Below are 26,122 nucleotides of genomic sequence, written 5' to 3' on the forward strand. Positions count from 1 at the left end.
GTTGCTTAGCCTTCAATCAGCGTGGTAGTGATTTCCGCGCCTGGCATCATCTGCCGCAGCCCTTCGGTGAGCGCGCTGCCAGCTTCATGAAGCGCTTCCAGCGGCATCGCGGGCAGGCTTTCCAGAATAAACCACATCTGTTGCGCTTCCACGCCGAGGCGGGTGCGTACGCCCTGGCGCCAGTTCCAGCGGCGGCAGGTCACCCCTTCGTCATCGCGCCAGATAACCTCGCCCGGCTCCGGCGATTCAACAACGGGCTCGCCGGCTTTCAGGGTATCGAAGCGCTCGCGGCCATCGGCAAGGGTCAGGCGCGGCTGTCCGACGTAGGCGGCGGCATTCTCTCCGCCCACCGGAATGGCGTAGCGAAGGCTGACGGCGTTGTATAAATCGACAACCGGATCGATAGCGGGCAGCGAGCCCTCTTTTAACACGCGTTTGCGCAGCGCTTCGGCGGAGCAGGGCGTGCGGTTCGGTTTTGCGCCAAACTGGCGGAACACCTGGGCCCAGGCATCCAGGTGCGCCTGCGCCCACGCGGCGTCGTTGGCCAGCACCTGCCGGCAGGCCAGGGCAAGCGCGGCTTCGCCTGCCTGCGGGTTAACCACAGGCGCGGCCTGCACAGCAATACTCAACGCGCGAAAGCCGGGCGCCAGAGCGGTAACACGGGGATCGATTGACGGCGTAATGGCGACCATTTGATAATCCTGTAATGACTAATTTATTTCATGGTAGTGACTAGTGACCAATAAAGTCAATATACTGACTGAAAGCGGCGCCGACGTGCAGTCGGTCAGCGAGGCGGTGGCCCTGCGCATTAAAGCCTGGCGCAAACAGCAGAAACTCACCCTGGATGCGCTCTCACACCGTGCGGGCGTCAGCAAAGGGATGCTGGTGGAGCTGGAAAAGGGAATGGCCAATCCCAGTATCGCCATTCTTTGTAAAGTGGCGGCGGCGATGGGCGTTTCGGTGGCGGAGATGGTGGATGTCGCCAGCAAACCGAACGTGCACGTGATCGACGAGGCGGATATTCCCGTGCTGTGGACGGGCGAGAAGGGCGGTGCGGCGCGGCTGCTGGCAGGGAGCAGCGGGCCGGATATGGTTGAGCTCTGGCGCTGGAGCCTGCCGCCCGGCGAGCGGTTCGCTTCGCCAGGCCACCCGCAGGGCACGTTTGAGCTTTTTCACGTGGAGCAGGGCACGCTGACGCTGATTGTCGACGGCGTTCGCACAGCGCTTACGCAGGGGAGCGCAGCGGTGGCGCGTACCGACGTTCCCCATGAATATGCCAATGAAAACAACGAGCCGCTGAGCTTCACCATGACGGTGGCGGAACTGCAACGATAAGCAACCTGAGGATAAACATGACCGCACCGCTTAACTGGCGCCGCGAGCGTTTTTGCATCACGACCGATAAAACGCGGCTCGATATTGACGCTATTCACGCTTATCTCACCCGCTCCTCCTGGGCGGAGGGCATTGATAAAGAGACCGTGCGGTTGTCGGTGGCGAACAGCCTCTGCTTTGGCCTGTTTGCTGACGAGACGCAGATAGGTTTCGCCAGGCTTGTGACCGACTTCGCCACCTTCGGCTATCTGTGCGACGTGTATGTGCTGGAGGAGCATCAGGGCGGCGGCTTGGGGTTGTGGCTGATTGAATGCTGCCAGTCCCATCCGCTAATGGCGAAACTGCGACGCATCATGCTCGTGACCTCTACCGCCGCCTGGCTTTATGAAAAGGTCGGGTATAAGGCGGTAAACACGCCGGACTTTGTCTGGCAGATAGCGCGACCGGATATTTATCAACGCTAAGCCCTTATTTCGCATCAATACGATCTTCGTCTGGCTAAATGGGAGCGCGGTAACGGCGGGGTGTCACAAAAACGTCATACTCTCGGGTGACTTTACTTACAAAAAAGGAGCCTGCATGACCCGTTTAACACTCGCTTTGCTTATCAGCGCTTTATCCGTCAACGCACTGGCGCAGACGCAGGACGCGCCGGAGGGATACCAGCTTCAACAGGTACTGATGATGAGCCGCCACAACCTGCGCGCGCCGCTTGCCAATAACGGCAGCGTGCTGGAGCAATCCACCACCCGGCAGTGGCCGCAGTGGGACGTGCCTGGCGGCGAGCTGACCACCAAAGGCGGCGTGCTCGAAGTCTATATGGGCCACTATATGCGCGAATGGCTGGCGCAGCAGGGGCTTATTAAAGAGAACGAATGCCCGCAGCCGGCGAGCGTTTACGTGTACGCCAACAGCCTTCAGCGTACCGTAGCCACCGCGCAGTTCTTTACTAACGGCGCTTTCCCCGGCTGCGACATCACCGTTCATCATCAGGCGGCGATGGGCAAGATGGACCCGACCTTCAACCCGGTTATCACCAACAAAGAGAGCGCCTTCAACCAGCAGGCCGTGCAGGCGATGGAAAAGCAGCGTGCAAACTATGCGCTGGACGAAAGCTATAAGCTGCTTGAGCAGGTGACCGACTACAAAGACTCCGCCTCCTGCAAGGAGAAGCAGCAGTGCGACCTGGCTAACGGCAAAGACAGTTTTAAAGCCAACGCGGGCGAAGAGCCGGGCGTTTCCGGGCCGCTGAAGGTGGGCAACTCGCTGGCGGACGCCTTTACGCTTCAGTATTACGAAGGCTTCCCGCAAGACCAGGTGGCGTGGGGGGAGATCAAAACGCCAGAACAGTGGCGGCAGCTTTCCGCCCTGAAAAACGGCTACCAGGATACGCTTTTCACCTCGCCGGAGGTGGCGCGCAACGTGGCGGCGCCGCTGGTGAAATATATCGACGGCGCGCTGGTGGAGAACAAAACACGCGCGCCGGTGACGGTACTGGTGGGGCATGACTCCAATATCGCCTCGCTGCTGACGGCGCTTGATTTCAAGCCTTATCAACTTCACGACCAGTACGAGCGCACGCCGATTGGCGGGAAGATTGTTTTCCAGCGCTGGCACGACGAAAAAAACAACAAGAACCTGATGAAGGTGGAGTATGTCTACCAGAGCACCGAACAGCTTCGCAACGCCACGCCGCTTTCGCTGGCAAGCCCGCCTCAGCGCGTGACGCTTGAGCTGAACGGCTGCCCGACCGACGCTAACGGTTTCTGCCCGTGGGAGAAATTCGAAGAGGTCATGAAGCAGGCGCAGCGATAATCCCTCAGAGCGCGGAACCCCTTCCGCGCTTTTTTCCCCTCTCGTTTTGCATGAAGCCCCACAAATGCGGATACTTCCTGTTCAGCGTTTTTTAAAAGGCGGGGCATAGCGTATGAAAACGGGCGGGCAACAGGGCGCAAGCCGGGACTGGATCCACCTGCAGCGCGACGGGGAAACCGGAATAGAGAGCGTGCATGCCCATTTTTGCGGCCACGCGTACGACCCGCACGACCACGATGAAATCCTGGTCGGCGTTACGCAGCAGGGGCTTCAACGCTTTAACTGCAACCGCTCGCTGCACACCAGTACGCCCGGCAGGGCGATTCTCATCGAGCCTGGCGCGGTGCATGACGGCCACGCCCCGCACGCGGAAGGTTTTACCTACCTGATGCTCTACCTGCCGCAGGCGTGGGTGGCGGAAAAACTGGCCCGGCGCGGGCTGGGCGACGTATCTGCGCTACAGGCGGCGTTCAAATATACCCTTACCGACGACAGCTTTCTCAATAACGCCATCGTGCAGGCCTTTGCGGCTATCCACCATGGCGAAGGGCGGCTCGCCCGCGACCAGACGCTCGATCACCTGCTGGCGCTGCTCTCAAAGCACATCTGTACCCGGCCGCAGTCGGTTTACAGCGACGCCGCCAGCCAGATGCTGCGGGTGCGTGACTATCTGCATGACGGCATGGCGCTGGATATCGGCCTTGACGAGCTTTCCCGCTACGCCGGCGTCGACCGCTTTCGGCTGACCCGCGAGTTTAAAAAAGCGTTCGGCTTATCGCCTCACACTTACCTTGTGCGCTTAAGGCTGCGCACGGCGCGCACGCTGCTGGCGCAGGGTTTTAAGCCTGCGCTGGTGGCGACGCAGGTGGGCTTTGCCGACCAGAGCCATCTGGGGCGCTGGTTTCAGCGCGCCTACCGGCTAACGCCTGCGGCCTATCAGCGCCAGTGCGCGAACGCGCAGTGAACCGTCACGCCCTGCGCACGCGTTGCGGTTTCCTTCCTGCACAAACGTTCTAGATTTCATCCTGTCAGAATTCCGATGATGGGCTTTTGCCGTCCATGAATCCGGAGAACCTGATGTTTGATACCAAAGTAGCGATTATTGTCCGTGACGATCTGGCCGTCTGGCAGCGTCTGAACGTTGTGGCCTTTCTGGCGACGGGCGTGGCTTCCGCCGCGCCCGACGCGATGGGAGAGCCTTATGTCGATGCCAAAGGCCGCCAGTACGGCAATATGCTTGGCCAACCTGTGCTGGTGTTTGAAGGCGACCTTGCGGGCCTGCAAAAGGCGCACCGGGTAGGGGTTGAGCGGGAGCTGACGCTGGTGCCTTATGTTTTCGCCATGTTTTCAACGGGCCATGACGCCGCCAACCGGGAGGTCTTTATGGCGGAAGACGCCGACAACTTAAATCTGGTGGGGCTGGCTCTGCGCGGGCCGAAAAAAGCGGTGGATAAAGCCATCAAGGGCTTATCGCTGCACCATTAAACGCGTGGGCCTGGCGGGACTCCGCCGGGCATTACAAAACGCGGCATCAGGCCGCCCGGCAACGCTCCTTTCTCGATACTCCTTGCTTACCGATTTTTTGTGAACCTTTGCGCTTCGCTGTACACATTCTGTCTCACGCATTTACATCATTAAACCAAATGAGTATATTTCTCATTCTTATTTTCATGCGCAATTTTTGCATAAAAACGACTACATACGCGCTTATCGCCGTTGCGCTGGCGGCGCGTCATCATTTCAAATACTAAAAAGGTTAATGATGTCTTTCACTATTCGCTCCAGGAAGGTGCAGGTTCAGCCTGCCGTTGCGCCCTCGCTACTGGCGGCCAGCATCGCTTTAGCGCTGCTGCCTGCAGCCGCGAAGGCCGCTGAAATCAAAACCGAAGACACCGTCGTGGTGGAAAGCAGCGCCCCGGCCGCCGCCGACGGCTCAACCGATTACAGCGTGAAAACCACCACCACCGGCACTAAGCTGTTGCTGGTGCCGCGCGATATTCCGCAGTCCGTCAGCGTTATCAGCCAGCAGCGCATCAAGGACCAGGATCTCGACTCGGTGGGCGAGGTGCTGAGCAACACCACGGGCATTACCACCAATACCATCGACAGCAACCGCACCACTTTCTACGCGCGCGGTTTCTTCATCAACAACTACGCTTACGAAGACTTGCCGACCACGGTCAGCGACCGCTGGAACTTCGGCGATACCGCGCTTGATTCCGCCATTTATGACCGCGTGGAAGTGGTGCGCGGCGCGGCGGGGCTGATGAGCGGCACCGGCAACCCGTCCGCCTACATCAACCTCGTGCGCAAGCACGCCGACAGCCGCGAGTTCCAGGGCTCGGCCTCCGCCACGTACGGCAGTTGGGATAAGCAGCGCTATGTGCTGGACCTGCAATCGCCGCTCACCGAATCGGGCAACGTGCGCGGGCGCGTTATTGCCGGTTATCAGGACAACGACACCTGGCTTGACCGCAACCACTACCGCAAAAAATTCCTCTACGGCATCGTAGATGCGGACCTGACCGACACCACCACGCTCTCGCTCGGTTACGACTACCAGGAAAGCAGCGAAGACAGCCCGACCTGGGGCGGCTGGCCGACCTGGTACAGCGACGGCAGCCGCACCCATTACGACCGCGAGTTCAACCCGGCGGCGGACTGGGCCTATTCCGATAACGATTCCCGCAAAGTCTTTGCCAACCTGGTGCAGCGCTTCGGCGACGGCTGGGAAGCGCGCGTTAACGCGATGCACACCGAAACCAACTTCGACAGCAAGCTGATGTACTGGGATGGCTACCCGGAACGCTCCACCGGCTATATGGACCCGGCGGCGTATCAGGGCGCGTGGGGCGGCTGGAACCGCGGCAACCGCAAGCAGGATGCGGTGGATGCCTTCGTACGCGGCGGCTTTGAGCTGTTTGAACGTCAGCATGAAATCATGGTCGGCGGCAGCTACAGCCGTCAGCGCAACAACTACGATAACTCTTACCCGAGCGCGGGCATCATTCCGATTGGCAACGCCTACAACGACGGCAGCCAGCTGGCGGACCCGCAGTGGACCGACTGGGCGCTCTACAGCCGCGACACCATCCGTCAGAAATCGCTTTACGCTTCTGCGCGGTTTTCGCTGGCAGACCCGCTGCACCTGATCGTCGGCGCGCGTTATACCGACTGGAGCGCGCAGTACAACCTCGAGCGCAAGCCGGATGAGATCCGCAACAGCCAGTTCGATGATGTGACCCCGTACGCGGGCCTGGTTTACGATATCAACGACACCTGGTCGGCTTACGCCAGCTACACCTCAATCTTCCAGCCGACGGAACAGCGCGACATTAACAGCGAATTCCTTGACCCGACCAAAGGCCGCAGCTACGAAGCGGGGCTGAAGGCGGACTGGAACAACACGGCGTTGACCACCACGCTTGCGGTCTTCCGCACCGAGCAGAAAGGGGTGCCGGTCGGCACCGGCGAGTACATCCCGAACAGCGGCGGTCAGGAAGCGTATGAGTCTGTGGATGCGGTCAGCCGCGGGGTGGAGTTCGAGCTGAACGGCGCGCTCACCGACAACTGGCAGCTCACCTTTGGCGCTACCCGCTACGTGGCGGAAGAGAACAACGGCACGGCGGTCAACCCGGACCAGCCGCGCACTACGCTGAAGCTCTTCACCCGTTATCAGCTGCCGATGCTGCCAGCGCTGGCCGTGGGCGGCGGCGTGAACTGGCAGAACAAAACCTGGCGTGACGTTGCCGGCCCGAACGGCGATGAGCGCATTACCCAGGGCAGCTACGCGGTGGTCGATCTCTTCAGCCGCTACCAGGTCACCAAAAACTTTGCGCTGCAGGCGAACCTCAATAACCTGTTCGACAAAGAGTATTACAACTACCTGGGCACATATGGCGTATACGGCGCGCCGCGTAACTTCTCCGTCAGCGGTACCTACAGCTTCTGATTGAGCGGTTCATATAAAAAGGAGGCTGCGGCCTCCTTTTTTATTTCCTGTAACTTATTGCTGTAATAGATATTTTTCAGAAAAAGCGGCGGGCGAACAGGGCGGTTTTGTGTAAGGTATCAACGAGCCGGGAGAGTATGATAGCGGTGGCGCTTGAGGCTTTTTGCTTCAGGCCGTCGGCAGAAGTGCGGATAGTGTTGAGGCAGAAAGAAGAAAGCCCCGAAGGTCATTTTATTAACCAACGAGGCCTACTCTGCATGCTCGACACATCCAGAGTAGCCTCTTACCCGCCGAAAGGCAAGGAGACAACGCTATGAAGCTGCTGCATAACCCCCGGATCTTACGAGCATTAATGGTCTGTGTAACGCTGTTATTACTCGTTTTCCTGCTGCGAAACCCGCTCTGCGGCGTTCACTATAAGGACGGATTCAGGGAGGTTGTTGCGCTTATGGCTTACGAATCCGGTAAGTAGCAACCCGAAAGCGGGGGCGACCCCGCTTTTACAGGATGGGTCAGCATACCGCGAGCGCCTTTAAACGGGCTGTCAGTTCAGGCTGGCAGCCCTTTTGCTTTCTTGTGACGAGAGGGTTTGATGAGTCGGGGAACGTCAGGATACGGGGAATGATGTGAAGGTTTCAGGCAAAGCATAAAACAGTAAAATCATTTTTTAATAAATTGTCTTATGCCAGGTAATTTTTAGAAAGGTTGCCTACAGACTAACGGCTACCAGAATTTATGAAATGCCTGCATTACCCTTTCGGCTCAATACCTAATTTCTTCAGCTCTTCCCGCCCCAGGTTTTTAAACCAGTTGCCAAGGCTCATGCCCTGCGCTTTGGCAGCCTCTTCAAACTGCGCTTTCAGCTCCGGGGTAATCCGAATCTGAAAGGTAGGGGACCAGCCGGTTCCTTTAGGGCTTTTGTCTCGTTTGATCGTTGACATGTACGTACGTAATAAAGATGATGGGTGTCGTTACGTACGTACGATAAAACCGAACGTAACCGAAAGCAACGCTCCGGTGTGCACCACCACAACCGGAGCGTCTGACCACAATCTGTTAAAAGAGGTAACAGCTATGGCTACCGCCAATAGTAACACATACGCTCGCCCTGAATTTGATTACCCTTTTCCCAAACTTCATCCGCGCAATACGGCGCGGCTGTCCGTCGTCAGTTCTCCTGTTCAGCCCATGCCGGATTTCCTGAACGAGACAACGCTCCGCGAGGGTGCGATAACGTCAGAAATGGATTTCTTCCACCTCGCCACGCTGAGCGAGAAACTGGTGAGCGAGCTGCTGGAATGCCACGATGACTCGCTGTTTCTGGCGCTTGCGGGCAGGCTCGCCTGTGCGCTGGACGCGCTGTCGGCGGCGCTGGAGCGGCCCATCCCGGCGCATCTTTACCCGTCGCTCACTGCAAGCGAACTTTCCCCGGAGCTTCCCCTGTGCCTTGGCAGCGAAGAGCCGATTCTGGCAGGCTACTGCCGGGCGCTGAACATGGCACTGTTGAGCCGCGCCTTAACGCCGGAACTGGCGAAGCCGCTCACCGGCCTGTTGTTTGACCTGGTCTGCCACCTGTGCGACTTCATTAAAGAACCCTGCTTCGTACTGACCGAACGCGGCTACGAAGACTGCACCGGGCAGCTTGTTCATCCTGCGCATTAAAATAAAAAGGCCGGGTTTCCCCGGCTTTTTTCATTTCAGCGCACCGGGCCCTAAAGCCCCTCGGTGCTCTCCTTTTTCGCCTCTTTCGCGAGAATGGCGCGATACCAGCGCGGGTGATGCTTCTGCGCCCAGCGGCGGCTGACCTTGCCGACAATCATCCCCTTGATGGAGCCTTTCACCCAGAACGCCATATACATATGAATCAGAATGGCGTGGATAAGCACAATGGCGGCGGTCGCGTGGATAAGCAGGCTGTAGCGCACCACCTTGATCGGGAAAAAGTCGGCGAAATAAGGCCGCCAGATAATCACGCCGGTTACCAGCAGCACAAAAATCATGCTCATGATGCTCCAGAACATCATCTTCTGCCCGGCGTTATATTTACCGACGTCCGCCACCTTATGCTCGTTGCCCTTCAGCACCTCGACAATCCCTTTCAGCCACGGCAAATCGTGTTTATCCGGAATGTTGTGATGCACGAAGCGCACAAACATAAACATCAGCGCGAAGAAAATCAGCACGCCAAAGAACGGGTGCAGAATACGCCCCATCTGCGGCGTGCCGAAGGTCTCCGTCAGCCATTGCAGCGTCGGGAAAAAGAGCGCGATGCCGGAGAGCGCCACCAGGAAGAAGCAAATCACCACCGTCCAGTGGCAGGCGCGGTCGATGAAGGTCGTCCTGACAATCATTTTGCGTTTACTCATGCTCTTCCTCCTCGTCATCCGTCTCTTCGTTCGGGCCCACGCCAACGTAGTGGAAAATCAGCCCGGCGAAGGTGGCGATAAAGCCCGCCGCCGACAGCGGCTTGAGGATCCCTTTCCACAGGCTGATGGGCGTATCAATCTGCGGATCGTTCGGCAAGCCGTGATAAAGCTCCGGCTGGTCGGCGTGGTGCAGCACATACATCACGTGCGTGCCGCCAACGCCCTGCGGGTTATAAAGCCCCGCGTTCGGGTAGCCGCGCGCCTTAAGCGTTTCAACCCGCGCTTCGGCCTTCTCCAGCATCGTCCTTTTGGTGCCGAAGCGGATAGCGCCGGTGGGGCAGGTTTTCACGCAGGCGGGCTCCTGGCCTACGGTCACGCGGTCCACGCACAGCGTGCATTTGTAAACGCGGTTATCCTCTTTGTTAAGGCGTGGAATGTGGAACGGGCAGCCGGCGATGCAGTAGCCGCAGCCGATGCAGTGCTCCGACTGAAAATCGACGATGCCGTTGGCGTACTGGATGATGGCCCCGGCGGAAGGGCAGGCCTTCAGGCAACCGGGGTCTTCGCAGTGCATGCAGCCATCCTTGCGGATGAGCCACTCCAGCTTGCCGTTCTGGCGCGTCTCGCTAAAGCGCATCAGCGTCCAGGATTTGGCGCTGAGATCGGCGGGGTTGTCATACACCCCGACGCAGTGCCCCACCTCGTCGCGAATGTCGTTCCACTCCGAGCAGGCGACCTGGCACGCCTTGCAGCCGATGCAGCTGGTGACGTCGATAAGCTTGGCGACGTGCTCTTTATCATCGCGCCCTCGCGGTGGGGGCGTGAAGCTGTTGGTCGCCGAGCGTTTGATAATATCCTGAGATTGCATGGACATAAGTTCGCTCCCTACGCCTTCTCAATGTTGACCAGAAACGCCTTGTACTCTGGCGTTTGCGAGTTGGCGTCGCCCACCGATGGCGTCAGGGTGTTGGCGAGATAGCCCTTGCGCGCCGCGCCTTCAAAGCCCCAGTGCAGCGGAATGCCGATGGTTTCTACCTCGCGGCCCGCCACCTTCAGCGTTTGCAGGCGCGGCGTCACCACCGCTTTCGCGCGAATAAAGCCGCGCTTGCTGCTCACCTTCACGCTGTCGCCGTTCCGGATGCCTTTCGCTTTCGCAAGCTGTTCGCTGATTTCCACAAACTGCTCCGGCTGCGCAATCGCGTTGAGGCGCGAATGTTTCGTCCAGGTGTGGAAATGTTCGGTCAGACGATAGGTGGTGCCGACATACGGAAACGCCTTATGGTTGCCCATACGCTTCGCGTCCGCTGCAAAGAGGCGCGCCACCGGGCTTGAGACCACGTTCGGGTGCAGCGGGTTGGTGCCAAGCGGCGTCTCGAACGGCTCGTAGTGTTCCGGGAACGGCCCGTCGGCGAGCTTGTCGAGGGCGAACAGGCGGCCTAAACCTTCCGGCTGCATGATGAACGGCCCGGCGCCGCTGCCTGGCGCCGAGGTGTTGAAGTCCGGCACATCGTTGCCGACCCACTTCGCGCCGTTCCACTCGATAAGCACCCGTTTCGGGTCCCAGGGCTTGCCCTGCGGGTCCGCCGAGGCGCGGTTGTAGATAACGCGGCGGTTGAGCGGCCAGGCCCAGGCCCAGCCCAGCGTGTTGCCAAGTCCGGACGGGTCGCTGTTGTCGCGGTTCGCCATCTGGTTTCCCTGGGCGGTCCAGCTTCCGGCGTAGATCCAGCAGGCCGACGCGGTGGCGCCGTCGTCGCGAAGCAGCGCGAACGAGCTCAGCAGCTCGCCTTTCTTCGCAAGCAGCACGCCGTTCTGGTCATAGAGATCCTCCAGCGCGTAGCCGTTGTTCTCTTTAGCGATCTCTTCTGCTTCCGGTTTGTCCGGCTGTTTGTAATCCCAGCGCATCTTCAGCAGCGGCTCGACGCCTTTGCCGCCTTCGGTGCGGTACAGCTCGCGCAGACGCTGGTAAAGCCCGGCCAGGATCTCGCCGTCGTTACGCGCTTCGCCCGGCGCGTCCGCCCCTTTCCAGTGCCATTGCAGCCAGCGTCCGGAGTTGGCGATAGAGCCGTCTTCTTCGGCGAAGCAGGTGGAGGGCAGGCGGAACACCTCGGTCTGAATGGCGGACGGGTCAACGTCATTCATCTCGCCGTGGTTTTGCCAGAAGTTGGACGTCTCGGTCACCAGCGGGTCGATCACCACCAGATATTTGAGCTTGCTGAGGCTCGCCACCACCTTGTTTTTATCCGGGAACGACGCCACCGGGTTGAAGCCCTGGCAGATATAGCCGTTGACCAGGCCGCGGTCCATCATGTCGAAGTACTTCAGCACGTCGTAAGCGACGTCCCACTTCGGCAGCCAGTCAAAGCCCCAGCCGTTCTCTTTCTGCGCGGCGTCGCCGTAAAACGCTTTCATCAGGCTGACGTAGAACTTCGGGTAGTTGCTCCAGTAGTTCACCTGGCCTGGCAGCGTCGCTTTCGGCGTGTTGGCTGCAAGGTAGCTTTCAGGCGTGGTGTGCTTCTCGCAAGGCAATGTCAGGTAGCCCGGCAGGCTGGTGGAAAGCAGCCCCAGGTCGGTCAGCCCCTGAATGTTGGAGTGGCCGCGCAGCGCGTTCACGCCGCCGCCCGCCATGCCCATGTTGCCGAGCAGCAGCTGGATCATCGCCATGGTGCGGATGTTCTGCGCGCCGACGGTGTGTTGCGTCCAGCCGAGCGCGTAGAGGAACGTGGCGGTGCGGTTGGCGGCGCTGGTGGAGGCGAGCGCCTCGCACACCTTCAGGAAATCGGCGCGTGGCGTGCCGCAAATATTTTCCACTACCTCCGGCGTGTAGCGCGAGACGTGCGCTTTCAGCAGGTTCCAGACGCAGCGCGGGTCGCTCAGCGTCTCGTCGCGCTTCGCAAAGCCGTTCTCGTCGAACTGGTAGTTCCAGGAGGTCTTATCATACTGACGCTTAGCTTCGTCGTAGCCGCTGAACAGGCCATCTTCAAAGTTGAAGTCTTCGCGCACCAGCAGCGACGCATTGGTGTAGTGCTTAACGTATTCCGCGTTGATTTTATTGTGGGTTATCAGATAGAGCAGCACGCCGGAGAGGAACGTAATGTCCGTACCGGAGCGGATGGGCGCATAGATATCCGCCACCGACGCGGTGCGGGTAAAGCGCGGGTCCACCACAATCAGCGTGGCGTCGTTGTTGTTTTTGGCTTCCATCGCCCAGCGAAAACCGACCGGGTGAGCTTCCGCGGCGTTGCCGCCCATCACCATCACCACGTTGGCGTTTTTGATATCCACCCAGTGGTTGGTCATCGCACCGCGACCAAATGTTGGAGCAAGACTTGCTACCGTTGGTCCGTGTCAGACGCGCGCCTGGTTATCCACCGCCAGCATGCCAAGCGAGCGGACAAATTTCTGGGTGAGCATGCCGGTTTCGTTACTGGCCGCCGAGGCGCACAGCATACCGGTGGAGAGCCAGCGGTTGACGGTCACGCCGGCGGCGTTGCGCTCCATAAAGTTGGCGTCGCGGTCGGTTTTCATCAGGCGGGCGATGCGCTCAAACGCCTCTTGCCAGCTGATGCGCTGCCATTTGTCGGAACCTGGCGCGCGGTATTGCGGGTAGCGCAGGCGGCTTTCGCTGTGAATGTAGTCGAGCAGCCCCGCGCCTTTCGGGCAGAGCGCGCCGCGGCTGACCGGGTGGTCCGGGTCCCCTTCAATATGAAAAATGCTGGAGGCGGCGTTTTTCGCGCCGTCGCCCAGGCTGTACATCAATAATCCACACCCTACGGAACAGTAAGTACAGGTGTTGCGGGTCTCTTTCGCGCGCAGCAATTTATATTCGCGCACTTCCGCCAGCGCCGGTTGCGGAGCAAAGCCGAGCATCGCCGCTGTTGTGCCTGCCATTCCGCCGGCGCAGAGTTTAAAAAACTTTCTGCGGCTGACGTTCATTTTATCCCCATTTTTTATGACGATTTACGGCGGGGGAAAATAGCAACCCAGGGCAGGGGATTATTGCGTGAAATCAAGGCGGCAGGACATTTCGCGGAAATTACCTATTAATAAGTAGGCTAAAATCAGAAAGATAACTCGTACCAGGTTGCCGCTTTATCAGGCCTGTTAACGCGTTGGCGTTAGCTTTATTTATCTGCGGCGGGCGGCAGTGCAGGCGGCGACGGCGTGAGGTGACAGGCGTCGCCGCCAATGCCGGTGGTTTCGCAGTCGGCTTTGCTGTGCGGTACGGGCAGGGTGGTCGTGGTGGTGGTGCAGCCAGCCAGTATCGTGATTAAGGCTATCAGCAGCGTTTTCATGTTCCGGACCTTATGTTTATTTCTGGCTCAGGGTTTATACAAAAACTAAATGGCGGGCTGGCTTCGCGTTATTCTGGCGAGGGTCATTAAACGGCTTATTTATTTCTACTGCTTGTTCTAAGAATAGTCCCCTTTTGCTGCTTCGCTTAAAAAAACGCCGCCACGTTTTATCGTTATTCAGGTGTTAGCGTGATAAACATCACCTGGCGAAAAATCTCCCTGTGCTTTTTCTTTTCTCTGCCGATAACCCTTACAGGCGACCTGCGGCTTTCGGTTCGCGAGCGTACTTCCCTGACATGGCTTAGAGGCAAAGATGGACAATTTTCAGAAAGAGATTGATGAGAGGGCGAACCTCGCCTTATCGAACAAGTTTGAGCTTTTACTGTTCCGTCTGGGGAAAGACGCGCAGGAGGACAAAACGGAGCTGTTTGGCATTAACGTTTTCAAGCTTCGCGAAATTATCCCGATGCCCGCCGTGACGAAAGCAGCCGGCATGAAGTCGCCGCTGCTCGGCGTGGCCAATATTCGCGACCAGATTATCCCGGTTATCGACCTGCCGGCCATCGCGGGCTGCAAGCCGGAAACCGGCCTCAATCTGCTGCTTATCACCGAGTATGCCCGCAGCACCCAGGCGTTCGCCGTGGAATCTGTCGATAACATTGTGCGTCTGGACTGGAGCCAGGTGCATACGGCGGAGGCAGGCGTCAGCAGCCGCAGCAACATTACCAGCATCGCCTGCATCGATGGCGACAGGCAGGGCAACAACCTCGCGCTTGTGCTGGACGTTGAGCAAATTCTCTATGACATCATCCCGGCTTCGCGCGGCCCGCAGGCGGAAGAGGCGCGCATGAAGAGCTTCAACCTCAAGCCCGGCGCGGTCGCCATCGTGGCGGAAGACTCTAAAGTGGCGCGCACCATGCTCGAGCAGGGGCTTAAACAGATGGGCATTCCGGCGCTGCTGCACACCACCGGCAAAGAGGCGTGGGAAAGAATTAAAATCATGGCCGACGAGGCGCAGGCGGAAGGTAAGTCGATCGACGATAAAATCGCGCTGGTGCTGACCGACCTGGAAATGCCGGAAATGGACGGCTTTACGCTCACGCGCAACATCAAGCGCGACGCACGGTTGCAGCATATTCCGGTGGTTATCCACTCCTCGCTTTCCGGCAGCGCCAACGAAGAACACGTGCGCAAAGTGGGCGCCAACGCTTACGTGGCGAAATTCGAAATTAACGAACTCTCTTGCGCCATTCAGCAGGTGCTGAAAAGCGCGTAAGCGACCAGACGCAGTTAGCGTGTGTCTGAAGCCGTAATAAACACAGCCCCGCAAGGGGCTTTTTCATGCCGCTAAAGCGTCATGCCGAGTGTGGCGAAAACCACCGAAGAAGATGTCAGAGCCACCCCCGAGCTAAGAAAACCGCGCTTTTTGAGCGTGGCGGCCAGCAACAGCATAATCATCCCGCAAAGAAAAAGCGGAATGGCGATAAGAGAAAAGGCGGACATACGCGTTCAGGCTCCGGCAGCAGAAAAGAAACAGCATAGCGTGTTTTTTCTTTCTTAGTTACAACATCCTTTTTAAACTACCTGAACGGGTAGGCATTCGCTGCAAATATTTTATCAAGGGAAACAGGCCGGGCAGGCGACAGAAATATTTAAAACCGTGGCAAGACAAATTTTGGATAATAAAAAACCCGCTCGGGGCGGGTTTATTGCTTATCGCAACGCTTCACTGCTCAGGTCATTGCCTTCATCGCTATCGTAAGCGTCGGCGATAACTCACGCTTATTACAGCGCGGTAACGTTGGCGGCTGCCGGGCCTTTAGCACCATTTTCAATGGTGAAAGAAACCTGCTGACCTTCATCCAGCGTTTTGTAATTATCGCTCTGGATTGCAGAGAAATGTACAAATACATCTTTGCTGCCGTCATTCGGCGTGATAAAGCCAAAACCTTTATCGGAATTAAACCATTTTACTAAACCAGTCATTTTACCAGACATAGATACTTCCTTAATTAATGAGCCACTCAGGGCGGCGATGATGGCCTGTTATGCAGAGCGTTACTTATTAGGCGCTTAGGAGAAGACTCATGAAGAAGGGTATCTGGGGATAACACTTGAACTGAGGACTGCTTTACTAAAACTGCTTTCATAAGGTCTGTTTTCCAAACCGATGACGCTATTAAGACATGGAAAAATTAATTAAGCAATGTTTATTTTAAACGCATAAGCGCCCGGACGGCCGTATGGCCAGAAGCGTCAACAACGGTAAAACAAAAAACGGAACGGCGAATAGGCCATGCACGGTTTTATTTATTCCTTATAAGCGCAGCGGTGAGAAAAATAATGAAATTTGTTTTGTAAAATAATGTGCTGCCAGCGCTTCGAATTTTCCGCTGGTTTTCAGATAACCTTACGCACGCTTTTTTAAAGCGAGGCGGGTAACCTTAAGCAAAAAATCGGGCGTAGAAACCGTCTTACTTTTTTATTTTCCGCCGGCGGGCAAAAGCGCAAAAACCCACCCGTTTGCGGGGCTGGCGCAATAGCGCAGGCGCTTTATTATCGGGTGACTGAAATTCACAGCGCGAGGTCGCTATGTCCGTTACATCCACGCCCGTACTGCATCTGCTGTGCGGCAAAATCGCCTCAGGAAAATCGACGCTTGCCGCCACGCTTGCCGACAAGCCCGGCACCGTGCTCGTCAGCGAAGACGCCTGGCTCGCCCGTCTTTATGGCGAGGAGATGCAAAGCGTTGCCGATTACGTTCGTTATGCCGCAAGGCTTCGGGAGGCGATGCAGCCGCACCTGACGTCGCTGCTGCGCGCAGGCGTGTCGGTGGTGCTCGATTTTCCCGCCAATACGGTGGAAAACCGCGCCTGGATGAAGCAGGTCATCGAGGCGAGCGGCGCGGCGCATCAGCTGCATTATCTGGATGTGCCGGAAGCGCTGTGCAAGGCGCGGCTGCATGCCCGCAACGAAGCGGGAACGCATGATTTCGCCGCCACCGACGCCCAGTTTACTTTGATCACCCGCTACTTTACTGCCCCCGCTCCGGATGAAGGGTTTAACATTGTTCGCCACACGCCGCCGCAGGCGTAACCCGCCAAAGCTGTCTATCCTGAAAACTTAAGTCTTTGGGACATAAGGAGCGGTGTTATGAAGTTCTTTTACTTTGTCGCCCTGATCGCAGCGGTGTGTTATCTGTTCGCCTTTCTTCCCCGCGCCAAAACGGACCGCGAGCCGATAGCCTGGTGGGGATGCTGGGCCTATGTCGGCGCTTCCGCGCTCTACTGGGCTTACTACGGCCTGGACCACTATTTGAACGTCTTTTAACCGCACGAAAGGTTAAAATCAGAACAGACCGCTTGCGGGTGAAACCAGCGCTTCGCTTCGCCCGCAGAGCTTTATAATTTCTTCACTTACTTTACAAAATTTCGCTATCTTTTTACCGGCGGAAAGCCCACTGTGGTGACGGGCGGCCTCATCGTCGCAGTCATATCGCTTCATTGACCATCGCCCCAAACAGGTGGCTCGTCTTTTCAACTCAACCCTCCTTTTTCTCGCCGCACGGCGGACAAAAAATCGGGTCGCGTAGACCGTCGCAACGTTTAAACAGCTAATCAGGGTTACTTATCATTCGCGCATTATGTTTTCGCGTCCGCGTGTCGCAGGGGGTACTGCCGGTTCACGCACGGGCGTTTTTTCTGTCGTCTACATCAAACAAAACAGAGTGTACCGCTAACGAAAGGGTTTCTTTATGCGATACCGCTACAGGCATAAAGGGTCAATCATGAACAAAACCGGACACTTCTCTTCATCGCTCCTGCATCCCCGCTACTGGCTTACCTGGTGCGGTCTGGGGCTGCTCTGGCTGCTGGTGCAGCTACCTTATCCGCTGCTGATGCGTCTTGGCGCTTTTCTCGGCGCGAAGGCTCGGCCCGTGCTGAAAAGACGCGAGAAAATTCTGCGTCGCAACCTCGAGCTCTGCTTTCCCCATTTTTCACCCGATGAGAAAGAGCGGCTGATTGCCGATAACTTCCTCTCGCTCGGCATGGCGCTGCTGGAAACGGGCATGGCCTGGTTCTGGTCGGATAAACGCATCAAGCGCTGGTTTGATGTTGAAGGGTTGCACAATCTGCAACAGGCCGTTGATGGCAACCGCGGCGTGATTGTTATCGGCGTGCATTTTATGTCGCTGGAGCTGGGCGGGCGCGTAATGGGCCTTTGTCGGCCGATGATGGCGATGTACCGTCCGCACAACAACCCGGCGCTGGAGTGGGCGCAAACCCGCGGACGCATGCGGTCAAACAAGGCGATGCTCGATCGCAAAGATCTCAAAGGCATGGTCAACGCCCTGAAAAAAGGCGAGGCGGTCTGGTTCGCGCCGGATCAAGACTACGGCCCGCGCGGCAGCACCTTCGCGCCGCTGTTTGCGGTGAATGACGCGGCCACCACCAAAGGCACCTTCGTGCTCTCCCGCCTCAGCGGCGCGGCGCTGCTCTCTATCGTGATGATAAGAAAAGCGGACGGCAGCGGTTATCAGCTGATAATCCAGCCGGAGCTGAAAGATTACCCGCGCAACGACGAAGCCGCCGCAGCGTGCTACATGAACAAAGTGATCGAGCGGGAAATCCTGCGCGCGCCGGAGCAGTATCTCTGGATCCACCGCCGCTTCAAGACCCGCCCGGCGGGCGAAGCGTCGCTCTACCTGTAACGCGATATACCTTAAACCGGTGGCCCAGGCCGCCGGTTTTTTTATGGGCGCGCGCCGCGGTCTATAGTTACTTTTTACCTTAAATAAGGAGCCGCCCATGCCACGCGTAACCGGTGTTGACCATCTGGTGCTGTCCGTCAGCGATTTTGCCCGCTCGAAAGCCTTCTACGGCCCGCTAATGAAATTCCTGGGTTTTGAGATAATGGACGAAATGGAAAACGCCATCGGCTGGCGCAATGAGGTCACGCGCCTGTGGATTTATCAGGCCGATGAACAGGGAAAAGAAACGCCTTATCGCAAAGGCAACCCCGGCTTTCACCACTACGCCTGGTCCCTTGGCAGCCGCGCCGAAGTGGATGAACTCCAGCGGTGGCTGGAGGCGCAGCAGGCGACTATCGTTGACCCTGCCGGTGAATATTATCCTGACTATTACGCTGTCTTTTTCCTCGACCCGGATGGCATGAAGCTCGAGGGGATGTATTACGGCAAGTGATCATGAATGGGGTTGTAACGAGCCGCCGCTGCTGTTTTTTCGCCTCCCGCTGGGCTTATCGTACTGATAGCGTCCAGGCTTTACGGATGTCACTTTCGTTGAACCGTCTGGCTTAAAGCAGGAGGAAAGATGTCACAACAGGATAACTCCGGCATTTCACGCCGCCAGCTCGTTGGCGGCCTCGTGGGCAGCATGGCGGTGACCGCCGTCGCGGGCCACGCTAACGCGGCAAGCACCCCGCAAACCCAAACCACGGAACCCGGGCCGCACCCGCTCACCGGCAAAGACCCCCGCGACGCTTACCCGAAACCGCCTTTCGAATACCAGACGCAGGAGCCGCCGGGGCTGGCGAGCAAAATGAACCCGCGTCCCGATCACGGCGAGCAGAGCTACAAGGGGAGCGGGCGGCTTGCCGGGCGCAAGGCGCTGATAACCGGCGGCGACTCCGGCATCGGGCGCGCGGCGGCCATCGCTTTCGCCCGCGAGGGGGCGGATGTGGCGATAAACTACCTGCCGGTGGAAGAGCCGGACGCCCGCGAAGTTATTGCGCTCATCGAAGCCGCCGGGCGCAAAGCGGTGGCGATCCCGGGCGATATTACCGACGAAGCCTTTTGCCAGAAGCTGGTGAACGACGCAGCCGCCCAGCTCGGCGGGCTGGATATTCTGGTGAATAACGCCGCGCGCCAGCGCAACGTGGAGTCGATTAACGATCTCAGCACCGAGTTTTTCGACAAAACCTTCAAGACCAACGTTTACGCCATGTTCTGGATAACCAAAGCGGCGATGGCGCACCTGAAGCCGGGCGCCGCCATCATCAACACCGCTTCGGTACAGGCGCATAAGCCGGACGCTAACCTGCTCGACTACGCCTCCACCAAAGCGGCTATTGTCGCTTTCAGCAAAAGCCTTGCTAAGCAGCTCGCCGAAAAAGGGATACGCGTGAACGCCGTCGCGCCGGGCCCGTTCTGGACGCCGCTGCAACCAAGCTGCGGTAAAAAGAAAGAGAAGTTCGAACAGTTTGGCGCCGAGTCGCCTTATGGCCGCCCGGGCCAGCCTGCGGAGATAGCGCCGCTCTACGTGACGCTGGCGGCGGCGGAAACCAGCTACTCGTCAGGCCAGGTCTTTTGCGCCGACGGCGGCGCCGGCACGTTCTGACGACGCTATCCGCGGCGCCTGAAACGCGCCGCCAGCGCGGCGAACAACGTGCGGCGGGTTACTCCATTCGCAGCTTTCCCGCGGCTAAAGGCAGCGACGGCGGGCGAAAAAGCGTGTCGCTGAGCGCCACCTGGTTACGCCCGCGCTTTTTCGCCACATAAAGCGCCGCGTCCGCCGCGCCGTACAGCGTTTCGAAATCGCTGTCGCGCAGCCCAAGGCTGACGCCAAGGCTTACCGTCACCCGCTGTTCGGGCAGGACATCAAGCGGCGAGGCGTTCAGCGAAGCGTGAATATAGCTGGCGATAATCATCGCCTCTTCAACGCGGCTGCCCGGCAGCAGCACGGTAAACTCCTCGCCCCCCACGCGGCCGATGGCGGCGTGAGCGGGCAGGGCTTTGCGCACCCTTTGCACCAGCGAGCAGATCACCCGGTCGCCGGTGGGGTGGCCGTGCTCGTCGTTAATGCGCTTGAAGTGGTCGATATCCAGCAGGATAAGCCCCACGTTGCCTTGCGTCAGCGCCTGGTTTATCTGGTGGATAATGGCGCTGCGGTTAAAGACGGCGGTGAGGGCGTCATGGGTGGCTTCGTATTCCAGCTGCCGCGCCAGCTTCTGAAGCTGTTCGTTCATGCGCGTCAGCTCCCGCTCCGCCCGGTCGCTGCGGGAAATCAGCCGGTAGGAGTGGCGAATCAACCGCTGATAATGTTTGGCTATCAGCCACAGCTTATCGCGACAGGCGTCGGCGCTAAGCTGCGGGTTGGCGGCCGCGAGGCGGGCCTCTTCCAGCACGGCATACTCGTCCTGGAACAGCTCGTTAATATCTAGCATGCGTTCAGTTCCGGCTTCAGCAGCACCGTCAGCGAGGTGAAGTCCAGGCTCAGCTCCTGGCCGAACTCCTCGGAAATGTCATCCTCTTCATCGTAATACCAGTGCAGCTCGCAGCGTTTGCCCCGCTTCGCGAAGCTGTTGAGGCATTCGAAAAACTCAAACAGCAGCTTGGTGCTGGAGCTGTTGAAATAGCTAAGCGCCACGTGCAGCGCAATGGGCTGCGCATCGACGGGCGAGGCGTTAAGCCAGTTCTCCACCGCCTGAATGAGCGGGCGGAAAAAGGCGGCGGCGTTTTCCGGGTAGGCTTCGCCTTTCAGCCACAGGCGATGGGCGGCGAAATCAAAATTCACTTCCGGCGTGGAGTGGGTCGCCGCCAGCACAACGGCAGGCGTTAAGGTAGTTTCAGTCATGGCAGAACGTCGCCTTCAGGTGAAAGGCGGACAGATGACTCGCCGCCAGGGGATGTAAACGGTATTCCAGCGGCTCGCTGGTGTCCCGCGCCATTGTCAGCAGACCGATGTTGGCGCCTTTGCTGGTGGGCGGCGCTTCGCTGCGCAATCCCTGCTTCCAGGCCTGCCGGATTTCGTCCTGCGTCATGGCGCGCAGCACTTCCAGATTGGCGCGCAGCAAAGAGGACTCTTCCGGCCCCACCAGGTTTGCGGTTTCGAGGTAATAGCGGGTGCAGTCGGCGTGAAAGCAGAGCGAGCCGTAGCGCAGCGCCTCTTCGCCCTTATGCAAAAAGCGTTCGTCAGAGGAGTAGCGCACAATGTTCTGGCCCATTTCGACAAACACCGAAAAGAGCTTGCGGCGCAGCGCCGCGGAGGCTTCGTTTTCATCAAGCCAGGCGCGGACCACTTCGCCCATCGACACAATATTCTGCTGCGAAATAAAACCCGTGTAAGAGAGGGCGACGCCGCCCTGTCGCTGTGGGGTAAGCAGCGGCAACAGCGTCGCTGTTTTTACCTGTAATTCACTCATGCTCATCTCTTTATTTACCAGCGAAAGCCAAACCAGGTCATGTCATCGCGGGAAGGTTGTTTGCCCTGCCACTCGCGAAGCGTGGCAAAGAGCGCGTCGGAAAACTCGCGCATCGGCAGGTGACGCTGCGCCAGCAGCAGCGACTGGATGCGTTTTTTGCCAAACATGATGTTGCGCTCGCCGCCGATCTGGTCAGTCACGCCGTCGGTGACAATCAGCACCCGATCGCCAGGCTTAAGCGCGCGCCGATGGCGCTGCCAGCGGAAATCGGCAGGCGTGTCGATATAACCCATCCCTTTACGATCGCCTTCCAGCAGCGCCACCTCGTCTTCCCCCTCGCCCAGCACAAAGGCGTGCATCTGCGCATTCGCCCAGACAATCTGCGCGTCGCGGGCGTCGACAAACAGCGCGATGGCATCGCAGCCGTCGTTCGACTGGCTATGGTTAGGCGTGGTTTGAAGCTGGCTCAGCGTCTGTTTGATGTACTGGTTAATCAGGCTCAGCAGGCGGTCCGGCTCGTCGGGCGCCGCCTGCGTCAGCGCTTTTTCCAGCGCGGAAGAGAAAATAAAGGTCATAAAGGCGCCGGGCACGCCGTGGCCGGTGCAGTCGGCTATCACCAGCAGCCAGCCGTGCTCGTAACGCTGGAAAGCGTAAATGTCGCCGCCCACGCAGTCGCGCGGATACCAGGAGAGACACCAGTCGCGCAGGTGCGCTTCCATCGTCTGGCGCGAGCGGTTTAGCATAGAGTCCTGAATCACGCGCGCGTATTCGATGCTTTGCATAATCTGCTCATGTTGACGGGCCTGCAGGCCAGAGACGGTTTTAATCAGATCGATGCCAAGGCCGATGCCTACGTAGCCGCCCGCCTCGGTGAGAATAAACCCCTCAGCGACCGCCTTGTCGCCTGTCTCCACCACCCGCTCGGCCAGATATTCCAGCCCGGCGTCCGCCTCGACGATAAGCGGCGTTTTATCCATAAACGCGATGCAGCTTTTCTGATCGTAAAGCTCATGGAAAAAGGGGCGGCTCATTTGCGAGAGAAAAATGTGCCGGTTGATCATGCCAATCGGCCGGTTGTTCTCCAGCACCGGCAGGCCAATCAGCGATTTATGTTCGTTAAAGAGCGCCATCACCTGCAGATTGGTGGAACCCGGCGTGACGTGGGGCACCGCGATGCGCAGGATCCCGGCGTTAAGCTGCTGCGACGAGGAGGCCAGCGCCAGTGGAATATCCATTAAACAGATAACCCGTTACGAAGTAAGAATTATCTTAGGGTAGGGGAGAAGTGTGACACTTTTACTGCAATACCAAACTTAAGCGTTATTCAAGAGTTTAGCGTCACTAAAATTAAACTGAAGCCATAAAAAACTATTAGCGCGGCGTTATCCCTTAAACGCCATCCGCCTGCTTTACTTGCAGCCATTCATCACGCGTAATTTCCCACACTTCGGAATCCAGCTCGCCGCTGACGTACTGCTTTTTTTCGTGGCGGATAAGCCGCATGCCGCTTCGGTTTGAGAGATTGCGTGAAGCGTCGTTGGCCTGCGCTTTCGCCACGCGCAGCACCTTACGATCGAGTACGGTAAACCAGAAGTCGTTCACCGCCCGGCACGCCTCGCTCATCAGCCCCAGGCGTTGTTGCTCCGGCGCCAGCCAGAAGCCGCGGTTGTTGTCTGGCTCATCCAGCAGGCAGATAACGCCAATCAGCTGCGCCGGCGCTTCGCGGCGACGCAGCGTCCAGAACCAGCCGCGGCCTTCCGCCGCCGCAGGTAGCGCCACGTTATTCACATAATGCCGCGCCGCGTCCGGCGGATAGGGCCAGGGAACGCTCGCCACCAGGTAGCGCACAATTTCCCAGCGGGGAAAGGTCTGTTGAATCTGTTCTGCATCTTCCGGCGCGAGCGGTTTTAGCAGCAGGCGTTCGGTATGAAGTTCAGGTGCGGCGGGAATCGCTGTCATGACGGCTTCCTTTCTCAACAGTAAAACACCGTTTTTACACAGAACGGTGCGCCTGTCGACCCCGCTTTGCAGGAGGTTAGCGCAGCAGCGGCTTTACTTTGCCATGCAGCGCCGGGTTGTCGCTCTCATCCTTGAGCTTCACGCCGGTAAGCCTGCGCAAAAAAGCCTGCTCCAGCAGCCAGGCGAGCTTAAACGCCGCCGCTTCCCAGGGCAGCCCTTCAGGCCGGATGTTGGAGATGCAGTTACGCTCGGACTCGATGCGCGAACGTTCGGGTTTCCAGGTAAGGTAAACCCCGAGGCTGTCGGGCGACGAGAGGCCGGGCCGCTCGCCAATCAATATAGCCACCGCTTTCGCGCCGAGCGCTTCGCCAATATCATCGCCCAGCGCCACCCGCGACTGATGCGCCAGCGCCACCGGCGCAAGCGTTAAGCCGAGCGTTTCAATATAGGGCAGCAGGGCGCGAATCAGCCCAACGGACTGGCGGTGCACGGCATGCGAAGAGAGCCCGTCGCCAATCACCAGTAGCAGGTCGGCATTCCCTTTACGGCGCGCCAGCAGCGCGCGGCTCTCCTCATCCAGCCTGCGGCCTAAGTCGGGGCGGTGAAGATAGGTATCGCGGTCGGCGGCGGCGCTGTGAACAGTGAGCGTTTCCAGACCCAGCGCCTCCAGTTCGCCGCGCAGCGGTTCGCTGTCGAAAGGCTGATGAATAGCGTCCCGCGCCTGCGCATGGGCGAGGCCGAATTTCAGCACTTCGCGGGTAGGCAGGCTGGCGCCGCTGCGCCCCAGCGCAATGCGGGCGTCGGTAAACTGGCGTAACAGATCCCAGGCGTCGTGGGTGCTCATCGCTATACCTCCTGCGGCAGCGCCGCCAGCAACGGATGGTTGGCCCCGGTGAGCCGCAGCTGCCCCTGGGCGTTGATAATCTGCATCTTCTCAAGCCAGGCGGCGAACTCCGGCGCGTGCTTCAGGCCCAGCAGGCGGCGAATATAGAGGGCGTCGTGAAACGAGGTGCTCTGGTAGTTGAGCATGATGTCATCCGCCCCCGGCACGCCGATGAGAAACGTCAACCCGGCGTTCGCCAGTAAGGTAAGCAGCGTATCCATATCATCCTGGTCCGCCTCGGCGTGGTTGGTATAGCAAACGTCGCAGCCGAGCGGCAGCCCCATCAGCTTGCCGCAGAAGTGATCTTCCAGCCCCGCACGAATAATCTGTTTGCCGTCGTAGAGGTACTCCGGGCCGATAAACCCCACGACGGTATTGACCAGCAGCGGCTTAAAGTGTCGCGCTACCGCGTAGGCCCGCGCTTCGCAGGTTTGTTGATCGACGCCGTGATGCGCGTTTGAAGAAAGGCAGCTTCCCTGACCCGTTTCGAAATACATGACGTTATCGCCAAGCGTGCCGCGACCCAGGCTTAACGCCGCCTCGCGCGCCTCTTCCAGCAGGGCGAGATTGATGCCAAAGCCGCTGTTGGCCGCCTCGCTGCCCGCCACCGACTGAAACACCAGGTCCACCGGCGCGCCGCGCTCGATGAGCTGGAGCGTGTTGGTGACGTGGGTCAGCACGCAGGATTGTGTTGGGATCGCAAAGCGGCTGATAACGTCGTCGAGCATATAGTTGAGCCGCTCCAGCACCGGCAGGCTGTCGCTCGCCGGGTTGATGCCGACCACCGCGTCGCCGCAGCCGTAGAACAGCCCGTCGAGCATGCTGGCGGCGATGCCGCGCAGGTCGTCCGTCGGGTGGTTGGGCTGTAAGCGCACGCTTAAATGGCCCGGCAGGCCGATGGTGTTGCGAAAGCGGGTGACGACGCGGCATTTGCTCGCCGCCAGAATCAAGTCCTGGTTGCGCATCAGCTTGCTCACCGCCGCCGCCATCTCCGGCGTGACGCCAGGCGCGACCCGGGAGAGCGTCTCAGAGGTAGTGGCGTCGTCCAGCAGCCAGTCGCGGAACGCCCCCACCGTTAAATGGCGGATGGGGGAGAACGCGTCGCGGTCGTGGGTGTCGATAATCAGACGCGTGACTTCATCCTGCTCGTAAGGGATGAGCGGGTTATTGAGCAGCTCGCGCAGCGGCAGGTCGGCGAGCGCCATCTTCGCCGCCATGCGCTCTTCGGCGCTTTTCGCGGCGACGCCCGCCAGCACATCCCCGGACCGCGCCGGGGAGGCTTTCGCCAGCAAATCTTTCAGAGAAGAGAAGCGGTAAACCGTATGCGCAAGCGTAGTCTGGTACACGAGTGACT

29 protein-coding genes are annotated in these 26,122 nt (G+C 58.7%); 14 read left to right on the forward strand and 15 right to left on the reverse strand.

From position 1 onward, the window contains the following. Positions 1-5: 5 nt before the first annotated feature. Positions 6-692 (reverse strand): B3/4 domain-containing protein, encoded by a 687-nt coding sequence (locus tag MT962_RS00815; protein ID WP_247364160.1) that lies wholly within the window; start codon positions 690-692, stop codon positions 6-8. Between the two features lie 43 nt (positions 693-735). Here MT962_RS00815 and MT962_RS00820 point away from each other — a divergent pair, with 43 nt between their 5' ends. From MT962_RS00820 to MT962_RS00850, 7 genes are all read left to right on the forward strand, one after another. Next, positions 736-1,338, forward strand: coding sequence for a helix-turn-helix domain-containing protein (locus tag MT962_RS00820; RefSeq protein ID WP_029590908.1), 603 nt, complete (start codon positions 736-738; stop codon positions 1,336-1,338). A gap of 17 nt (positions 1,339-1,355) precedes the next feature. Then, on the forward strand, positions 1,356-1,802 hold the full coding sequence (locus MT962_RS00825) for a GNAT family N-acetyltransferase (RefSeq protein WP_024557766.1): 447 nt from the start codon (positions 1,356-1,358) through the stop codon (positions 1,800-1,802). Between the two features lie 115 nt (positions 1,803-1,917). Then, complete coding sequence (gene agp / locus MT962_RS00830; protein WP_024557767.1) at positions 1,918-3,153, forward strand: bifunctional glucose-1-phosphatase/inositol phosphatase; 1,236 nt, start codon at positions 1,918-1,920, stop codon at positions 3,151-3,153. Between the two features lie 112 nt (positions 3,154-3,265). Beyond that, a complete protein-coding gene (locus MT962_RS00835) occupies positions 3,266-4,117 on the forward strand; it encodes an AraC family transcriptional regulator (RefSeq protein ID WP_024559873.1) in 852 nt (283 codons plus the stop codon). A gap of 113 nt (positions 4,118-4,230) precedes the next feature. Next, positions 4,231-4,638, forward strand: a complete 408-nt coding sequence (locus MT962_RS00840) for a DUF2000 family protein (protein ID WP_024559874.1) — start codon at positions 4,231-4,233, stop codon at positions 4,636-4,638. A gap of 277 nt (positions 4,639-4,915) precedes the next feature. Further along, positions 4,916-7,105, forward strand: coding sequence for a ferric-rhodotorulic acid/ferric-coprogen receptor FhuE (gene fhuE / locus MT962_RS00845; protein ID WP_247364163.1), 2,190 nt, complete (start codon positions 4,916-4,918; stop codon positions 7,103-7,105). A 313-nt stretch (positions 7,106-7,418) separates the two neighbouring features. After that, positions 7,419-7,577, forward strand: coding sequence for a Hok/Gef family protein (locus MT962_RS00850; RefSeq protein ID WP_247364166.1), 159 nt, complete (start codon positions 7,419-7,421; stop codon positions 7,575-7,577). A gap of 277 nt (positions 7,578-7,854) precedes the next feature. On the opposite strand, the gene MT962_RS00855 is transcribed toward MT962_RS00850, so the two are convergent. Then, on the reverse strand, positions 7,855-8,046 hold the full coding sequence (locus MT962_RS00855) for a toxin-antitoxin system HicB family antitoxin (RefSeq protein ID WP_024557772.1): 192 nt from the start codon (positions 8,044-8,046) through the stop codon (positions 7,855-7,857). A 133-nt stretch (positions 8,047-8,179) separates the two neighbouring features. Here MT962_RS00855 and MT962_RS00860 point away from each other — a divergent pair, with 133 nt between their 5' ends. Continuing rightward, positions 8,180-8,767 (forward strand): hypothetical protein, encoded by a 588-nt coding sequence (locus MT962_RS00860; RefSeq protein ID WP_247364171.1) that lies wholly within the window; start codon positions 8,180-8,182, stop codon positions 8,765-8,767. A 50-nt stretch (positions 8,768-8,817) separates the two neighbouring features. On the opposite strand, the gene fdnI is transcribed toward MT962_RS00860, so the two are convergent. From fdnI to MT962_RS00880, 4 genes are all read right to left on the reverse strand, one after another. Next, the gene (gene fdnI / locus MT962_RS00865; protein ID WP_024557774.1) at positions 8,818-9,471 is read right to left on the reverse strand and encodes a formate dehydrogenase-N subunit gamma; all 654 of its coding nucleotides are present in this window, start codon (positions 9,469-9,471) and stop codon (positions 8,818-8,820) included. Further along, positions 9,464-10,345 (reverse strand): formate dehydrogenase subunit beta, encoded by an 882-nt coding sequence (gene fdxH / locus MT962_RS00870; RefSeq protein ID WP_024557775.1) that lies wholly within the window; start codon positions 10,343-10,345, stop codon positions 9,464-9,466. The genes fdnI and fdxH overlap by 8 nt, the downstream gene beginning before the upstream one ends. Positions 10,346-10,356: 11 nt before the next feature. Next, entirely contained in the window at positions 10,357-13,404 is a 3,048-nt protein-coding gene (gene fdnG, locus MT962_RS00875; RefSeq protein ID WP_247364178.1) for a formate dehydrogenase-N subunit alpha, read from the reverse strand. A 188-nt stretch (positions 13,405-13,592) separates the two neighbouring features. Continuing rightward, positions 13,593-13,763, reverse strand: coding sequence for a hypothetical protein (locus MT962_RS00880; protein WP_154663426.1), 171 nt, complete (start codon positions 13,761-13,763; stop codon positions 13,593-13,595). Positions 13,764-14,076: 313 nt separating this feature from the next. Between MT962_RS00880 and MT962_RS00885 the strand changes: the two genes are divergently transcribed. Further along, a complete protein-coding gene (locus MT962_RS00885) occupies positions 14,077-15,039 on the forward strand; it encodes a chemotaxis protein (RefSeq protein WP_024559881.1) in 963 nt (320 codons plus the stop codon). 71 nt (positions 15,040-15,110) lie between these two features. Here MT962_RS00885 and MT962_RS00890 read toward each other — a convergent pair whose 3' ends face one another. Together MT962_RS00890 and cspA are read right to left on the reverse strand one after the other, a co-directional pair. Beyond that, positions 15,111-15,266, reverse strand: coding sequence for a hypothetical protein (locus tag MT962_RS00890; protein WP_154663425.1), 156 nt, complete (start codon positions 15,264-15,266; stop codon positions 15,111-15,113). A 282-nt stretch (positions 15,267-15,548) separates the two neighbouring features. Then, positions 15,549-15,761, reverse strand: coding sequence for an RNA chaperone/antiterminator CspA (gene cspA / locus MT962_RS00895; RefSeq protein WP_024557779.1), 213 nt, complete (start codon positions 15,759-15,761; stop codon positions 15,549-15,551). A gap of 594 nt (positions 15,762-16,355) precedes the next feature. Between cspA and MT962_RS00900 the strand changes: the two genes are divergently transcribed. The 5 genes from MT962_RS00900 (at position 16,356) to MT962_RS00920 (ending at position 20,122) form a co-directional block, all read left to right on the forward strand. Next, positions 16,356-16,859, forward strand: coding sequence for an ATP-binding protein (locus MT962_RS00900; RefSeq protein WP_247364180.1), 504 nt, complete (start codon positions 16,356-16,358; stop codon positions 16,857-16,859). Positions 16,860-16,916: 57 nt separating this feature from the next. Further along, positions 16,917-17,093 carry a hypothetical protein gene (locus tag MT962_RS00905; protein ID WP_167541506.1) on the forward strand — a complete coding sequence of 59 codons (177 nt, stop codon included), beginning with the start codon at positions 16,917-16,919 and terminating at the stop codon, positions 17,091-17,093. A 457-nt stretch (positions 17,094-17,550) separates the two neighbouring features. Further along, on the forward strand, positions 17,551-18,474 hold the full coding sequence (gene lpxP / locus MT962_RS00910) for a kdo(2)-lipid IV(A) palmitoleoyltransferase (protein ID WP_024557781.1): 924 nt from the start codon (positions 17,551-17,553) through the stop codon (positions 18,472-18,474). Between the two features lie 97 nt (positions 18,475-18,571). Next, positions 18,572-18,967, forward strand: coding sequence for a VOC family protein (locus tag MT962_RS00915; RefSeq protein WP_247364183.1), 396 nt, complete (start codon positions 18,572-18,574; stop codon positions 18,965-18,967). 129 nt (positions 18,968-19,096) lie between these two features. Next, complete coding sequence (locus MT962_RS00920; protein WP_024557783.1) at positions 19,097-20,122, forward strand: SDR family oxidoreductase; 1,026 nt, start codon at positions 19,097-19,099, stop codon at positions 20,120-20,122. 58 nt (positions 20,123-20,180) lie between these two features. Here MT962_RS00920 and MT962_RS00925 read toward each other — a convergent pair whose 3' ends face one another. The 7 genes from MT962_RS00925 to MT962_RS00955 form a co-directional block, all read right to left on the reverse strand. Next, entirely contained in the window at positions 20,181-20,948 is a 768-nt protein-coding gene (locus MT962_RS00925; RefSeq protein ID WP_024557784.1) for a GGDEF domain-containing protein, read from the reverse strand. Continuing rightward, positions 20,942-21,358: a DUF1987 domain-containing protein gene (locus MT962_RS00930; RefSeq protein ID WP_188723092.1), complete on the reverse strand. Its 417-nt coding sequence runs from the start codon at positions 21,356-21,358 to the stop codon at positions 20,942-20,944. The genes MT962_RS00925 and MT962_RS00930 overlap by 7 nt, the downstream gene beginning before the upstream one ends. Next, complete coding sequence (locus tag MT962_RS00935) at positions 21,351-21,926, reverse strand: SiaB family protein kinase (RefSeq protein ID WP_029696821.1); 576 nt, start codon at positions 21,924-21,926, stop codon at positions 21,351-21,353. Before MT962_RS00935 ends, MT962_RS00930 begins: the two co-directional genes overlap by 8 nt. Positions 21,927-21,940: 14 nt before the next feature. Further along, positions 21,941-23,161, reverse strand: coding sequence for a SpoIIE family protein phosphatase (locus MT962_RS00940; RefSeq protein WP_024557787.1), 1,221 nt, complete (start codon positions 23,159-23,161; stop codon positions 21,941-21,943). 154 nt (positions 23,162-23,315) lie between these two features. Beyond that, positions 23,316-23,885 carry a GNAT family N-acetyltransferase gene (locus MT962_RS00945; RefSeq protein WP_247364185.1) on the reverse strand — a complete coding sequence of 190 codons (570 nt, stop codon included), beginning with the start codon at positions 23,883-23,885 and terminating at the stop codon, positions 23,316-23,318. 76 nt (positions 23,886-23,961) lie between these two features. After that, positions 23,962-24,729, reverse strand: a complete 768-nt coding sequence (gene eutC, locus MT962_RS00950) for an ethanolamine ammonia-lyase subunit EutC (RefSeq protein WP_024557789.1) — start codon at positions 24,727-24,729, stop codon at positions 23,962-23,964. A 2-nt stretch (positions 24,730-24,731) separates the two neighbouring features. After that, positions 24,732-26,114, reverse strand: a complete 1,383-nt coding sequence (locus tag MT962_RS00955) for an ethanolamine ammonia-lyase subunit EutB (RefSeq protein ID WP_024557790.1) — start codon at positions 26,112-26,114, stop codon at positions 24,732-24,734. Positions 26,115-26,122: the final 8 nt, after the last annotated feature.

Origin of the sequence: Franconibacter sp. IITDAS19 (assembly GCF_023079515.1) — a bacterium.
GTDB classification, from domain to species: domain Bacteria; phylum Pseudomonadota; class Gammaproteobacteria; order Enterobacterales; family Enterobacteriaceae; genus Franconibacter; species Franconibacter pulveris.